General features: G+C 59.9%; 10 protein-coding genes. 7 read left to right on the top strand and 3 right to left on the bottom strand.

The window, feature by feature from the left end:
* The 3 genes from BLU71_RS07255 to BLU71_RS07245 form a co-directional block, all read right to left on the bottom strand.
* Entirely contained in the window at positions 1-2268 is a 2268-nt protein-coding gene (locus BLU71_RS07255; protein ID WP_083352682.1) for a hypothetical protein, read from the bottom strand.
* 275 nt (positions 2269-2543) lie between these two features.
* Positions 2544-3845, bottom strand: a complete 1302-nt coding sequence (locus BLU71_RS07250; protein ID WP_065616269.1) for an ATP-binding protein — start codon at positions 3843-3845, stop codon at positions 2544-2546.
* Positions 3846-3849: 4 nt separating this feature from the next.
* Positions 3850-4551, bottom strand: a complete 702-nt coding sequence (locus BLU71_RS07245) for a response regulator transcription factor (RefSeq protein ID WP_016774890.1) — start codon at positions 4549-4551, stop codon at positions 3850-3852.
* A 228-nt stretch (positions 4552-4779) separates the two neighbouring features.
* Here BLU71_RS07245 and BLU71_RS07240 point away from each other — a divergent pair, with 228 nt between their 5' ends.
* The 7 genes from BLU71_RS07240 to BLU71_RS07210 all read left to right on the top strand — a co-directional run bounded on the left by BLU71_RS07240 (position 4780) and on the right by BLU71_RS07210 (position 14326).
* Positions 4780-5937, top strand: coding sequence for an efflux RND transporter periplasmic adaptor subunit (locus BLU71_RS07240; RefSeq protein ID WP_083352681.1), 1158 nt, complete (start codon positions 4780-4782; stop codon positions 5935-5937).
* A 15-nt stretch (positions 5938-5952) separates the two neighbouring features.
* Positions 5953-9051, top strand: coding sequence for an efflux RND transporter permease subunit (locus tag BLU71_RS07235; protein ID WP_083352680.1), 3099 nt, complete (start codon positions 5953-5955; stop codon positions 9049-9051).
* Positions 9052-9213: 162 nt separating this feature from the next.
* Complete coding sequence (locus BLU71_RS07230) at positions 9214-9855, top strand: DUF1345 domain-containing protein (RefSeq protein ID WP_042606873.1); 642 nt, start codon at positions 9214-9216, stop codon at positions 9853-9855.
* A gap of 140 nt (positions 9856-9995) precedes the next feature.
* Positions 9996-11024 carry a LacI family DNA-binding transcriptional regulator gene (locus BLU71_RS07225; RefSeq protein ID WP_083352679.1) on the top strand — a complete coding sequence of 343 codons (1029 nt, stop codon included), beginning with the start codon at positions 9996-9998 and terminating at the stop codon, positions 11022-11024.
* 151 nt (positions 11025-11175) lie between these two features.
* Entirely contained in the window at positions 11176-11958 is a 783-nt protein-coding gene (locus BLU71_RS07220; protein WP_083352678.1) for a sugar phosphate isomerase/epimerase family protein, read from the top strand.
* Positions 11951-12970 carry a sugar kinase gene (locus BLU71_RS07215; protein ID WP_083352677.1) on the top strand — a complete coding sequence of 340 codons (1020 nt, stop codon included), beginning with the start codon at positions 11951-11953 and terminating at the stop codon, positions 12968-12970. The genes BLU71_RS07220 and BLU71_RS07215 overlap by 8 nt, the downstream gene beginning before the upstream one ends.
* Positions 12971-13027: 57 nt before the next feature.
* The gene (locus tag BLU71_RS07210) at positions 13028-14326 is read left to right on the top strand and encodes an MFS transporter (RefSeq protein ID WP_042606869.1); all 1299 of its coding nucleotides are present in this window, start codon (positions 13028-13030) and stop codon (positions 14324-14326) included.
* Positions 14327-14339: the final 13 nt, after the last annotated feature.

The following is a 14339-nucleotide window of genomic DNA, read 5'->3' as shown; positions in this document are numbered from 1 at the left end:
TCAGGCATCCACTTTGAAAGTGTCGAGGGAAAACCAGTCCGGCGTCGGCATGTGGAACTCCAGGCGTGCGATCCCCGGTGCATCAAAGGCAACATTGACCGGTTTGCCGTACGACATGCCTAACGTCCGACGCCCCAGGAGCATCCCATTGCTGGCGAAGTAAGCCACGGTGCTGTCCTCATAGTTCACGCTTAAATGAAAGAAGCTGATTCGCGAGCATGTATTTTTCAGCTTTATTTCTACGACTTGCGCAGCCTGGCCAAACGCGTCGCGACCGATGCTCAGTACCTGACCTTCGATTTGGCCGGGAAAGGATTCGCCGATGTCGGAACGCGGCATGATCGCGCATTCGCCGTCACCGGATTTGAACGTGATCTGCATAGTGGGCGTTTCCATGATTGCGCCCTGCCGTGCCGTCTGATTCGGTACCCCGGTGAAATCTTCCATTAGTGTCGCTGGAGAATTCAGCACGGTAAATGTCGGCGCGTTGAACACCACCGCCGTGGTTTCATCATCGAGCCCGTCATAGGCAACTTTCAATTCCATGCGCAGGGGCGTACCTGGCTTGAGCTTCAGAAGTTCGCTGCGAGGCAGCGCATTATCCAGCCCACTGTCTTTCTCCGGCGCTGTCACTGGAGCAGCCTTGGCGATGACAATCGGGTGATCGTCACCGTTGATACCGGTGCCGTACAAGCGGAACCAACGCAACTGCCCCACCGCCATCGATGGCCACACCGCACATTGCGCCTGCGCACCACCGCTAAAATCAGCCAGATCAAGTATCCCGTTGCGGGCCTGAGGAATATCGGGTGTCGGCAGCCGTCGATCCCGATCCTCGATCCGCTTGAGCACCACGTCACGGTGCATGGAGGGTTGAGGGGCCGCACCACGCAGCAGCTCCCATGACAGCTGGATTGTCTTGCCATGACTGGCCGCCAGCACTGGAGACTCGATCAGAAAGTTGGCCCGGTGATTCTTGTTGAATGCGGTTGGAGCAAAGACCGGCGAGACGGGCCCGGCTGCGCCCTGGATCAACAATCGCGCTTCGTCACCCGGTTGATCCTCCAGATACTCGACTCGGGCTGTCACGCCGTTGGGCACATCCAGAGGGTCGATCAGGTAACCGGAGCCCACCAATGCAGGTGGCGGAAGTGTCACAGCGGGTTCGCCAGTGATGCTGGCTTTCAGGGCGTAGGACCGATCGAGCTCGGCCCCTTGGCTGACGCGCCTATAGGTAAACACTGCATGGCCCTTCGCGGCGGCGGCAAACGCTGCGTAAGGCACAGGGATCGAGTAGGAAAACGGCGCATTCTTCACTTTTTCGCTCAGCGTCAAATGGTCCAGTAACACTCCGTCCTCAGCGTAGAAGCGCCCCGTCAAACGGATTTCATCGTCTCTGAGCCAACTGCGCGATACATAGATTTGTGCAATCGCTGGTCCACCAGCCAGCTTGTTCAGGTCGATGATCCTGACGTCATCGTCAGGATCATCGGGCTTCTCGCTGAGGATCGGCGGGTCATACCAATTGCCCTTCCGATTGACATAAAGGTACTGGCTGGCCGAGGCAGGACTGTTGACATCCGGACTGTTGCCCACGCGATCAAGTACCGTGAAACGCACTTCGAAGCGCGGACTGTCACCCGCCTCGTCGAAGGTTGCCTCATCGATGATCATCTGGATGGGCTGCTGTCGATTCGCCTCTTCCTCACTGACCGGGTGGCGCAAGGTTTTACCATTGCAATACAACACGATGGTGTCGAACGCTCTCATCAACGGGTAGGCCACCCTGGCGCTTACACCTGCAAGCGCGCGCTCAGCGTCGATACCTTCATCCACTGCATCCTGATCCACTTCAAGCACCAATTCGGAATGGCCTGCCTCCTCAGGAAAACGGTCCACGTTACCCGGACGCTTGTCGTGATAAATGACCGTCAAAGGCGCCGAAGTTTCGAGCTCCATGCCTCCTCGCTCCAACCCGTACTCGAGAACGTTCAGCGGACTCTTCCATTTATCCGCAGCCACATAAACGATTACCTGTTGAGTCGTCTCGCCGATGGCGATGGTTTTGTCAGCAACCCGCTCTCCGTTCAAGCGCACGACATAGGTGTCATCGTCCTGCGCGGTAGTGGCGGGTTCGATGAACACCTTCACCCCCTCGGGGTACAGATAAGTGAGTGCCAGAGGCAGCCCGGCGTCTGCATTTTCCGGTCCGAGGACTGGCTGACTCATGCCAGGGATTCGTGGTTTTTCGAGGGTTTTGACGTTCATGGTGGTCATCCTTTTCCAATCGGGATCCGATGCGATGGGTGGCGAAGAGGCATGTCCTGCGCATGAGACACCCATCGGCTGCGGTTGCCTACTGTCAAACCTGACAGGTACCCCTATGAAACCGGTGCAAAACGTTTCCATTGGTCGGAAAACACAATCCCACTGTGAAGCGAGCCTGCTCGCGATGACGGTATATCAGCTGAATATGCGCTGACTGACCCGACGCCTTCGCGAGCAAGCCAGCTCCCCCACGTCACTACTCAGAGACATGAATCTCAGGCGTTGGTGGGCAACCACAACCGGAACCGTGCGCCCCCCAACGGCGAGGGCTCCACGGTCAACACGCCCCCCTGCGCTTCCAGTGCCCGGCGGCTGATCGCCAGGCCCAGACCAAAACCACCGGTGGCGCGATCACGGCTGCGGTCGAGTCGATAGAACGGCTCGAATATCCGCTCTCGCTCGTCGTCGGGAATCCCGATGCCGTCGTCATCGACCCAGATCTCGCAGCCCTCGGCATTCACCTGCACGCCAATCTGGATGCGCTTCCCGCAATAGCGCATGGCGTTGCGCAGCAGGTTCTGGATCGCCCGCGCCGTCAGGCGTGGATCGAGCGAAAAACGCTCCAACTGACCGTGCAGCAACACATCAATAACGATCTCCGGCGACTCCAGCTCTTCATCGACGCTCCCGAGAATGCTGTCGATGAACTCGTCCAGCGAAACCTCGATACGCTCGGGCGATTGCGCGGGGTTCTGCAAGCGGCTGTAGGAAAGCAATTCCAGCACCAGTTCATCCAGCTCACGAATATGCGCGACCAGGCTCTGCAAGCGCTCGCGGCTGGCGGCCGGCAAGTCTTCGGAGAGCGCCAGCGCCAGGCCGAAATCCAGACGCGTCAGCGGCGTACGCAGTTCGTGGGAAACAGCGTTGAGCAGGTCGCGTTGCTGGTTGAGCAGGTTTTCGATATCACCGGCCATGGTGTCGAACACGTTGGCGAGGCTGCCGATGTTCGAACTGGGCGCGATTTTGGTCCGTTCGCTCAAATGGCCTTTGCCGAAGCGCTCAGCGGTGCCTTTCAAGCGTTCCAGATCGCGCCAGTGCGGGCGCAGCCAAAGCAGCAGGCAGCCGAGCAACATCGCGCCGATCAGCACGTTGATGCTCCAGTACAACAGGTCAACGTCGACCGGATCCGGCGGCACGACCATACGCACGGCCATTTCTGCATTCAGCGGAGTGACCGCCAGCGTCCGCCAGCCCCAGTCGCCGATACGCACAACGTTTTCACCACGGTGTAATCGTTCCTGCTCAATGGGCGTGAATACCGGGTCGTCGATTGGCGTCAGGACGATGTGCAAAGGCTGGAACTCCTTGTCCATCGACGCAGCAATCGCCGGCCACTGTTCTTGCGGCGCGGCATGAAACTGACGGGTGATCAGTGATTGCAGGCCTCGGGAGAACTCCAGGTTGTAGGTGACGAAGCGATCCCGAAAAACCATCACCACCAGATCCGGCACCAGATAGATCGCCGCGCTATAGGAGACGATCGTCACCAGATACAGGCGAAACAGGATGCGAAACATCAGTTCAGCATTCCCATTCCGAGCGGCTGAACAGATAGCCCTTGCCCCACACGGTCTTGATCTTGCGCGCCTCGCCGGCGTGATCATCGAATTTGCGCCGCAGCTTGGAAATTGCCACGTCCACCGAGCGGTCGGTGCCGTTGAATTCGATACCGCGCAGTCGCTGCAGAATCTGATCGCGACTCAGCACTTCGCCGGCGTGCCGCGCCAGCACCACCAGCAAATTGTATTCGCCGCTGGACAGCTCAACCGCTTGATCGCGCCAGGTCACGGTGCGTTCGGAGAGGTCAATGCACAGATTGCCCATGACGATCCGGTCATTGACCGCCAGCGGTTCGCCGAGGCTGCTGCGTCGCAGCAACGTGCGCACCCGCGCCAGCAGCACCCGTGGCTCGCAGGGTTTGGTCACGTAGTCGTCAGCGCCCATTTCCAGGCCCAGCACCTGATCATGACTGTCATCGCGGGCCGTGAGCATGAGGATTGGCAGCGTCGCCGAATCGGCGCGCAACAAACGGCAGACTTGCAGGCCATCGAGGCCCGGCAGCATGAGGTCGAGGATCACCAGATCCGGCGGACTGATCCGCGCCCGCTCGCGCACATGGTCGCCACGGCCAATGACGCTGACGGAATAACCGTTGCGTTCCAGGTAGCTGGAAATCAGTTCGGCGAGGGCGGTGTCGTCTTCGACCAGGAGGATGTTGGGCATGGGGTGTTCCAGAAAAATGCTGGGGCGACAGTCAGGGCTCATTCGCTCGCACATTGAAATGTGCGAAAGCGATCGAACTGTCGCAATAAATTTCAAGGCCTGCAGGATATACGCCCTCAACCGCCACTGAGCAAAACCCTTACACAATTTCACACAGCAACTACAAAGCTTCACCGCTAACCTCCCCGTCTGGCCGTAGGATGCGGCCTTCAATATTGGGGGTTGTACATGTCTGGAAAACTGCTGGCCGGGCTCGGCCTGATCGCATTGGCGCTGACGCTGAGCGCTTGTGATTCGTCCTCGAATGCCGAAGAGCAAGCGCCACCAGCCACGGTACGCATCGAGACCATCAAAACCCAGCCACTATCGATCAGCAGCGAATTGAGCGGGCGCATCGCCGCGCCACGGATTGCCGAAGTGCGTGCGCGAGTGGCCGGCGTGGTGTTGCAGCGCACTTATCGCGAAGGCAGCGACGTGAAAAAGGGTGATGTGCTGTTCCGCATCGACCCGGCGCCGTTCAAGGCCGATCTCGACAGTGCCGAAGCCGCACTGCGCAAAGCCGAGGCCAATGCCTTTCAGGCCAGATTGCAAGAACAACGCTACGGGCAATTGATCGAAGACAAGGCCATCAGCGGTCAGGACTACGACAACGCCCGCGCCGCTGCCCGGCAAACGGCAGCTGATGTCGCGGCCAGCAAGGCAGCGCTTGAACGGGCGAAACTGAACCTCGGCTACGCCACTGTCACCGCGCCGATTTCCGGGCGTATCGGCCGCGCGCTGGTCACCGAAGGTGCGCTGGTCGGGCAGAACGAAACCACGCCGCTGGCGCTGATTCAGCAACTCAACCCGATCCACGCCGACCTGACCCAGTCGACCCGCGAGCTCAACGAACTGCGTCGCGCATTCCGTTCCGGGCAGTTGCAGGAAGTCGGTCAGGATCAGGTCAAGGCCACACTGATTCAAGATGACGGCAGCCTGTACCCGCTGCCCGGCAAACTGTTATTCAGCGACATCACAGTCGATCCGGGCACTGGTCAGATCATCCTGCGCAGCGAATTCCCCAACCCCGATCTCGACTTGCTGCCGGGCAGCTTCATCCGCGTACGCCTTGAACAGGCGACCATCCAGAACGGCATCACCGTGCCGCAACGCGCGGTGCAGCGTGACAGCGCCGGCATTGCCCAAGTGCTGACCGTCGACGAACAGATGCGCGTTGCCGAGCAACCGGTGCAACTGGGTGCGGTGCAGAACAATCGCTGGATCGTCACCGGCGGCCTCAAGCCCGGCGACCGTATTGTCATCGAAGGCCTGCAACACGCCCGTCCCGGGGAAAAAGTACAGATCGACGAAACCCCTCTTCCACTTGCCCAGACCTCTGGTCAGTAAGCAGGACGCTTTTCTATGCCGCAGTTCTTTATCGACCGCCCGGTATTCGCCTGGGTGGTCGCGTTGTTCATCCTGTTGGCCGGTGCGCTGGCCATCCCACAGTTGCCGGTGGCGCAATACCCCGACGTCGCGCCGCCGCAGATCGAAATCTACGCCGTCTACCCTGGCGCCTCGGCGCAAACCGTCGATGAAAGCGTGGTCAGCCTGATCGAGGAAGAGCTTAACGGTGCCGATCACCTGCTCTATTTCGAATCGCAGAGCAGCCTTGGCAGCGCGACGATCAAAGCCACGTTCCAGCCAGGCACCAACCCGGAGCTGGCGCAGGTCGACGTGCAAAACCGCCTGAAGGTTGTCGAGTCGCGTCTACCGCAAGCGGTCAACCAGCAAGGTCTGCAGGTGGAGAAGGTTTCTTCCGGTTTTCTGTTGCTGATCACCCTGACCTCCAGCGACGGTAAGCTCGATGACGTCGCGCTCAGCGATTACCTGGCGCGCAACGTGATGAACGAGATCAAGCGTCTGGACGGGGTCGGCAAGGCGCAGCTGTACGGCGCCGAACGGGCCATGCGCATCTGGATCGATCCGCAGAAGCTGATCGCGTTCAATCTGACACCGGCAGACGTCAACTCAGCCATCGTGGCGCAGAATGCCCAGGTGTCCGCCGGCAGCATCGGTGATCTGCCGTCACCTTCAACGCAGGAAATCACCGCGACGATTCTGGTCAAAGGGCAATTGTCGACACCCCAGGAATTCGCCGACATCGTGCTCAAGGCCAATCGCGATGGCTCCACGGTGCGCATCGGTGACGTCGCGCGGGTGGAGATCGGCAGTCAGGAATACCAGTTCGGCACACGCCTGAACGGTAAACCGTCCACCGCCGTCGGCGTGCAACTGTCACCAGGTGCCAACGCGCTGAACACCGCGACGCTGGTGCGGGCGAAGATGGACGAGCTGGCGCGCTACTTCCCGGTCGGCGTGGAATACAAGATTCCTTACGACACATCGCCCTTCGTCAAGGTCTCGATCACCAAAGTGATCTATACCCTCGGCGAAGCGATGCTGCTGGTGTTTGCGGTGATGTTCCTGTTCCTGCAGAACGTGCGCTACACGCTGATCCCGACGCTGGTGGTGCCCGTGGCGCTGATGGGCACGTTCGCGACCATGCTGGCGCTGGGGTTCTCGATCAACGTGCTGACCATGTTCGGTATGGTGCTGGCCATCGGCATTCTGGTCGACGATGCCATCGTCGTGGTGGAAAACGTCGAACGGATCATGGCCACCGAGGGCTTGTCACCCAAGGAAGCCACGCGCAAGGCCATGACGCAGATCACCGGGGCGATCATCGGCATTACTCTGGTGTTGGTCGCAGTGTTTATTCCGATGGCGTTCATGCAAGGGTCGGTCGGGGTGATCTACCAGCAGTTCTCGCTATCGATGGCCACCTCGATCCTGTTCTCGGCGTTCCTCGCCCTGACGCTGACGCCGGCCTTGTGCGCGACCTTGCTCAAGCCTGTTGGCAAGGGCGAACATCACGAGAAATCGGGCTTCTTTGGCTGGTTCAATCGTCGTTTCGAGCAATTGACCGATCGCTATCAGGGCTGGGTCGGCTATGCGCTGAAGCGCACCGGTCGCTACCTGTTGATCTACGTCGTCCTGCTGATCGGGCTCGGGATATGTTTTGCGCGCCTGCCCTCCTCTTTTCTGCCGACCGAGGATCAGGGCTACACCATTACCGATATCCAGCTGCCACCGGGGGCGACGAAGAACCGCACGGTGCAAGTGGCCGAACAGCTCGAAGCGCACAACGCGGGTGAGCCGGGGATCAGTGACAGTGTGGTGATTCTCGGTTTCAGCTTCTCCGGTAGCGGACAGAACGCAGCGCTGGCGTTTTCGACCCTCAAGGATTGGTCGGAACGCGGCAGTGAGGATGCCGCCAGTTCGATCGCTGACCGGGCGAACGCTGCCCTCAGCCAGATCAAGGACGCCATGGCGTTCTCGGTACTGCCGCCGCCGGTGGATGGGCTCGGCACGTCCAGCGGTTTCGAGTTCCGCTTGCAGGATCGTGGTGGGCTCGGGCATGCGACGTTGATGCAGGCGCGTACGGAACTGCTCGCCGCGGCCGAGAAAAGTCCGGTACTGATGAACGTGCGCGAAAGTGCGCTGGCCGAAGCGCCGCAAGTGCAGCTGATCGTCGACCGTAAACAGGCGAATGCCCTGGGCGTTTCGTTTGCCGACATTGGTAACGTGTTATCCACCGCAGTGGGGTCCAGCTACATCAACGATTTCCCCAATCAGGGCCGCATGCAGCGGGTGGTGGTGCAAGCTGAAGGTGATCAGCGCAGTCAGGTGGATGATTTGCTGAAAATGCACGTGCGCAACAACGCCGGGAGCATGGTGCCGCTGTCGGCGTTCGTCCAGGCCAACTGGATTCAAGGCCCGGCGCAGCTGACCCGCTACAACGGTTACCCGGCCATTGCTATTTCCGGCGAACCGTCAGCGGGGCACAGTACCGGTGAGGCCATGGCGGAAATCGAACGGCTGGTGGCGCAAGGGCCGAAAGGTCTGGGCCAGGAATGGACCGGCCTGTCGTTGCAGGAACGCTTGTCCGGCAATCAGGCGCCGATCCTGCTCGGTTTGTCGTTGCTGGTGGTGTTCCTGTGTCTGGCGGCGCTGTATGAGAGCTGGTCGATTCCAACCTCGGTGTTGCTGGTCGTGCCGCTGGGTGTTCTCGGTGCGGTGTTGGCTGTAACGTTGCGTGGGATGCCTAATGATGTGTTCTTCAAAGTTGGTTTGATCACGATCATCGGTCTGTCGGCGAAGAACGCGATCCTGATCATCGAGTTCGCCAAGAGCCTGTATGACGAAGGTCATGACCTGATCGATGCGACGTTGCAGGCAGCGCGTCTGCGTCTGCGACCGATCGTGATGACGTCGCTGGCGTTCATTCTTGGCGTGGTGCCGTTGGCGATTGCCACGGGTGCCAGTTCGGCCAGCCAGCAGGCGATCGGCACTGGCGTGATCGGCGGGATGATTACTGCGACGCTGGCGGTGATCTTCGTACCCGTATTCTTCGTCGTAGTGATGAAACTCGTACAACGATTCACCAAACCCCACTGATCCAAATGTAGGAGCTGTCGAGTGCAACGAGGCTGCGATCTTTTGATCTTGAAAAGCTAAAACCAAAAGATCGTCCGATCGCGGCCCGAGCCATCGGCAGCTCCTACAAAAGCAGTGTTGCGTACGCTATGGTGCAGAGACCATTCTCCAACGTGAGTCTCCATGCGCTTCCTCGCCCGCACCCACCCTCGCCTCTCCGCCGCCGCTCTGCTCGGACTCGCCACCGGCCTGCTGTTCCCCGCCGATTCGATCGTCAGCAAAATCCTCATCGGCTGGAACGCCGGTGTCTGGACTTACCTGATCCTGATGTTCTGGCTGACCGTGCGCGCCAAGGCCCCGGACGTCAAACGCATCGCTGAAGTCGAAGACGAAAACGCCGGCCTGGTGTTGTTCGTGGTGTGCATTGCCGCGCTGGCGAGTCTGGCCACCATCACCTTCGAACTGGCCGGCAGCAAGGATCTGGATAGCACCCACAAACTGCTCCATTACGCGTTCACAGCACTCACGGTAATCGGTTCATGGCTGCTGATCGGGGTGATTTTCTGTGTGCACTACGCCAGGCTGTTTTACACCTGGGACGGCAAGGACCCGGCCCTGCGTTTCGCCGAAGGTCTGACCACCCCTAATTATTGGGATTTTCTGTACTTCTCGTTCACTGTCGGCGTCGCGGTCCAAACGTCGGATGTGGGCGTAGCGACGCGGGGCATCCGCAAAATCGTACTGGCGCAGTCCCTGATCGGCTTTGTGTTCAACACTGCGATTCTGGGTTTTTCGATCAACATCGCCGCCGGATTATTCGGGTAGGCAGCGCCCGCCCGTCGGTATCAGCGGGCAATCTCACGATCATTCACTTGACGCCCTATTTGTTTCTGGTGTTTCCTGAAACCGGTTTCAGGGCATCTTTCCGCCTTGGGCCTATAAATCCAATAACAAGGTTTAAGACCGTGCACGACTTTTCCGCCGCCCAGCGCAGCCGCGTCACCATGCTCGATGTCGCCGAACGCGCAGGCGTGTCCAAGGCCAGCGTATCGCGCTTCATCGGTGATGACCGCGCCCTGCTCTCCGAAGCAATCGCCCTGCGCATCGAGCAGGCCATCAGCGAACTTGGCTACCGCCCGAACCAGATGGCCCGTGGGCTCAAACGCGGGCGCACTCGCCTGATCGGCATGCTCGTCGCCGATATCCGTAACCCTTATTCAATTGCCGTGATGCACGGGGTGGAAACCGCCTGCCGTGCGCACGGTTACAGCCTGGTGGTGTGCAACACCGACCGCGATGACGAGCAGGAACGCCAGCATCTGGCGCTGTTGCGCTCGTACAACATAGAAGGGCTGATCGTGAACACGCTTGGCCACCACCGTGACGAATTGCACGAACTGCGCCGCGAGATGCCGCTGGTGCTGGTGGATCGCAAGGTGGACGGCCTCGACAGCGACATGGTCGGGCTGAATAACCCGCAAGCGGTGGAGATGGCGCTCGCGCACCTCGGGCAGCGAGGGTATCGCGATGTTCTATTAATCACCGAACCGTTTGATGGCACCAGTTCGCGGATCGAACGGGTCAGCAGTTTCCAGGCGCAGATCGCGCAGCGCTCGGGGTTAACCGGGGCAGTTGTTGAAACCGGTGAGGGTCTGGCGAGCCAACTTCAGCAGTTCATGAACACGACCAATGCAGGGCCGAAAGCACTGTTTTGCGCCAATGGTGTGGCAGCGTTAGCCGCGACTACAGCGTTGCGCCAAATCGGTTGCCGGTTGTTCGAGGATGTGGGGCTTATCGCCCTGGATGATCTGGATTGGTATCCGTTGGTGGGCAGCGGGATTACTGCGCTGGCGCAGCCGACGCAAGAGATTGGTGCGTGGGCGTTTGAGTGTCTGCTCAGGCGCCTGCGCGGGGATAACGAGGTGGCGCGGGTGATGGATTTTGCGCCGGAGCTGATTGAGCGGGGGTCTACTCTTGGGATTTGTGGTGTTTGAGCTGACGCTATCGCGAGCAGGCTCACTCCTACAGGGGAATGCATTGCAAACGTAGGAGTGAGCCTGCTCGCGATAGCGTCCGAGAGAACAACGCAGAAACACCCGATATTTTTTTGAACAAAAATGAAACCGGTTTCAGAGGTCAATAACAATGAACAAACCAGCCGTTTCCATCAGTCTGTCCAGCTACGGTGCCGATCTTGTGCGCCAGCGTGGCCAGGATTCCTTCATCGATATTCTCGCGGCGGCCGGGGCCAATCGCATCGAGTGGCGTGAAGAGCTGTTGACCCGTGAGGATCCGGCGCAACTGGCCCAGGCCACGCAAGCGCAAGGCCTGCAAAGCATTTATTCCTCGCCCACCGAACTGTGGCTCGCAGGGCAAGCGCAGCCGAATCCCGAATTGATTACTGCGCTGCAACAGGCCCAAGCGTTCGGGTCGAAATGGCTGAAAGTGTCGCTCGGCTACTTCACCGACAACTCTGATTTGCAGGCGCTGGCCGAGCGACTCCAGCAAAGCCCGGTGCAATTGCTGGTAGAGAACGACCAGACCTTGCATGGCGGGCGCATTGAGCCGTTTCAGCGTTTCTTCGCCGCCGTCGAACAGCACCACCTGCCGATCAAAATGACCTTCGACATTGGCAACTGGCATTGGCAGGACCAGTCCGCCGCCAGTGCCGCCCGCGCGCTGGGGCGACATGTCGGTTATGTGCATTGCAAGGCCGTTGCGCGCCGAGCCGACGGCAAACTGGTCGCCGTACCGCCAGCCATCAGCGACCTGCATCTGTGGGAACAACTGCTGCGGCACATGGACCAAGGCGTTATGCGCGCCGCCGAATACCCGTTGCAAGGCGATGACCTGGTGCAACTGACCCGCGAACACGTCGCCGCCCTCGCCCGCCTGGGGCAATCGCGCCTGGAGCCAGCTCATGTCTGAGATCGATATTCTTTCTTTCGGTGAAACCATGGCGATGCTGGTTGCCGAGCAGACCGGTGATCTGGCGAAGGTCGAGCAGTTTCATAAACGTATTGCCGGGGCCGACAGCAATGTCGCGATCGGCTTGTCGCGGCTGGGTTTCAATGTCGCGTGGCTGAGCCGCGTCGGTAATGATTCACTCGGGCGCTTTGTGGTCGAGACGCTGATCAAGGAAGGTCTGGATTGCAGCCACGTTGAAATCGATAAAACCCATCCGACCGGGTTCCAGTTCAAATCGCGCAATGACGATGGCAGCGACCCGCAAGTCGAGTATTTCCGCCGTGGCTCCGCGGCCAGTCATCTGTCGCCGCGCTCCGTCACCGACAACCTGCTCAGCGCCCGCCATCTGCACGCCACCGGCATTCCGCCGGCGCTGTCGGCTTCGGCGCGGGAAATGTCCTTCGAACTGATGACCCGCATGCGCAACGCCGGACGCAGTGTGTCGTTCGATCCGAACCTGCGCCCGAGCCTTTGGGCCAGCGAGGGCGAGATGATCCGCGAGATCAACCGCCTCGCCGCCCTTGCCCATTGGGTGCTGCCGGGTTTGAGCGAAGGTCGTTTGCTCACCGGTTTTGACGACCCGGCGGACATCGCTGCGTTTTATCTTGATCAAGGTGCGGAAGCGGTGGCGATCAAGCTCGGGCCTGAAGGCGCTTACTACCGGACGCAGCTGGATCAGGGTTTTGTCGCCGGCGTGCCGGTGATCAACGTGGTCGATACGGTGGGTGCCGGAGATGGCTTTGCGGTGGGGATGATCAGCGCCCTTCTCGAGCATCAAAGTTTTGCCGAGGCGGTGCAGCGGGCGAACTGGATTGGCAGTCGCGCGGTGCAGAGTCGCGGGGATATGGAGGGCCTTCCAACCCGTCTGGAGTTATCGATTGAATTTGAATCCGCCTTCGCGAGCAGGCTCGCTCCCACAGGGCAACGCGTATCAAATGTGGGAGCGAGCCTGCTCGCGAAGAGGCCTGCCTAGGCAACGCAAATTTTTGAACCTGCTGCGACAAAAACAACAAGCTCAGGAGTCACACCGATGAAAACCGCAACCCTCGCCACCCGCCGCTGGTGGTACATCATGCCGATCGTGTTCATCACATACAGCCTGGCCTATCTCGATCGCGCCAACTACGGCTTCGCCGCTGCGTCGGGCATGGCCGAAGACCTGATGATCACACCGGGCCTGTCCTCGCTGCTCGGTGCGTTGTTCTTTCTCGGTTACTTTTTCTTCCAGGTACCGGGCGCGATCTACGCGCAAAAGCACAGTGTGAAGAAGCTGATTTTCGTCAGCCTGATCCTCTGGGGCGGTCTCGCCACGTTGACCGGCGTGGTCTCCAACGCCTATTGGCTGATCGTCATCCGCTTCATGCTCGGCGTGGTCGAAGCGGCGGTGATGCCGGCGATGCTGGTCTATCTCTGCCACTGGTTCACCCGGGCCGAACGCTCGCGCGCCAATACCTTTCTGATCCTCGGCAACCCGGTGACCATGCTGTGGATGTCAGTGGTCTCCGGTTATCTGGTGCAGCATTTCAGCTGGCGCTGGATGTTCATCATTGAAGGTCTGCCGGCGGTTCTGTGGGCCTTTATCTGGTGGCGACTGGCCGATGATCGTCCGGCCCAGGCCAAGTGGCTCAACGATCAGGAAAAACACGATCTGGAAAGCGCCCTCGCCGCCGAGCAGGTCGGTATCAAAGCGGTGAAGAATTACGCTGAGGCATTCCGTTCGCCGAAGGTGATCATCCTGGCGCTGCAGTTCTTCTGCTGGAGCATCGGCGTTTACGGCTTCGTTTTGTGGCTGCCGTCGATCCTCAAGGCAGGCGCGCAGATGGACATGATCGAGGCTGGCTGGCTGTCGGCGCTGCCGTATCTGGCGGCGGTGATCGGCATGCTCGCGGTGTCGTGGGGCTCGGACAAATTGCAGAAGCGCAAACGCTTCGTCTGGCCGCCGCTGCTGATCGCCTCGATTGCGTTCTACGGCTCCTATGCCTTGGGCGCCGAACATTTCTGGTGGTCGTACACACTGCTGGTGATCGCCGGCGCCTGCATGTACGCGCCGTACGGGCCGTTCTTCGCCATTGTTCCGGAAATCCTGCCGGCCAACGTCGCGGGCGGTGCCATGGCGCTGATCAACAGCATGGGCGCGCTCGGCTCGTTCGGCGGTTCATATCTGGTCGGTTATCTGAACAGCTCCACCGGTTCGCCCGGCGCTTCCTATCTGTTGATGAGCGGCGCGTTGCTGCTGTCGGTGGTGCTGACGATTTTCCTCAAGCCCGGCGCCAGTGATCGCGTCGTCGCCAAAGCCGTCGCCACACCGCGTGTGCCGGCGCATTCCTGAAAGGATTTTTGCC

Source organism: Pseudomonas moraviensis (assembly GCF_900105805.1).
GTDB classification, from domain to species: domain Bacteria; phylum Pseudomonadota; class Gammaproteobacteria; order Pseudomonadales; family Pseudomonadaceae; genus Aquipseudomonas; species Aquipseudomonas moraviensis_A.
Note: the sequence above shows the minus strand (reverse complement) of the source record. Positions and strands in the feature narration are given on the sequence as shown.

What these genes read in the sequence shown, in the direction of transcription:
- BLU71_RS07210 (WP_042606869.1), top strand. Translation starts at nt 13,028, where the DNA reads ATGAAAACCGCAACCCTCGCCACCCGCCGCTGGTGGTACATCATGCCG.
- BLU71_RS07255 (WP_083352682.1), bottom strand. Translation starts at nt 2,268, where the DNA reads ATGAACGTCAAAACCCTCGAAAAACCACGAATCCCTGGCATGAGTCAG.
- BLU71_RS07245 (WP_016774890.1), bottom strand. Translation starts at nt 4,551, where the DNA reads ATGCCCAACATCCTCCTGGTCGAAGACGACACCGCCCTCGCCGAACTG.
- BLU71_RS07215 (WP_083352677.1), top strand. Translation starts at nt 11,951, where the DNA reads ATGTCTGAGATCGATATTCTTTCTTTCGGTGAAACCATGGCGATGCTG.
- BLU71_RS07240 (WP_083352681.1), top strand. Translation starts at nt 4,780, where the DNA reads ATGTCTGGAAAACTGCTGGCCGGGCTCGGCCTGATCGCATTGGCGCTG.
- BLU71_RS07235 (WP_083352680.1), top strand. Translation starts at nt 5,953, where the DNA reads ATGCCGCAGTTCTTTATCGACCGCCCGGTATTCGCCTGGGTGGTCGCG.
- BLU71_RS07230 (WP_042606873.1), top strand. Translation starts at nt 9,214, where the DNA reads ATGCGCTTCCTCGCCCGCACCCACCCTCGCCTCTCCGCCGCCGCTCTG.
- BLU71_RS07220 (WP_083352678.1), top strand. Translation starts at nt 11,176, where the DNA reads ATGAACAAACCAGCCGTTTCCATCAGTCTGTCCAGCTACGGTGCCGAT.
- BLU71_RS07250 (WP_065616269.1), bottom strand. Translation starts at nt 3,845, where the DNA reads ATGTTTCGCATCCTGTTTCGCCTGTATCTGGTGACGATCGTCTCCTAT.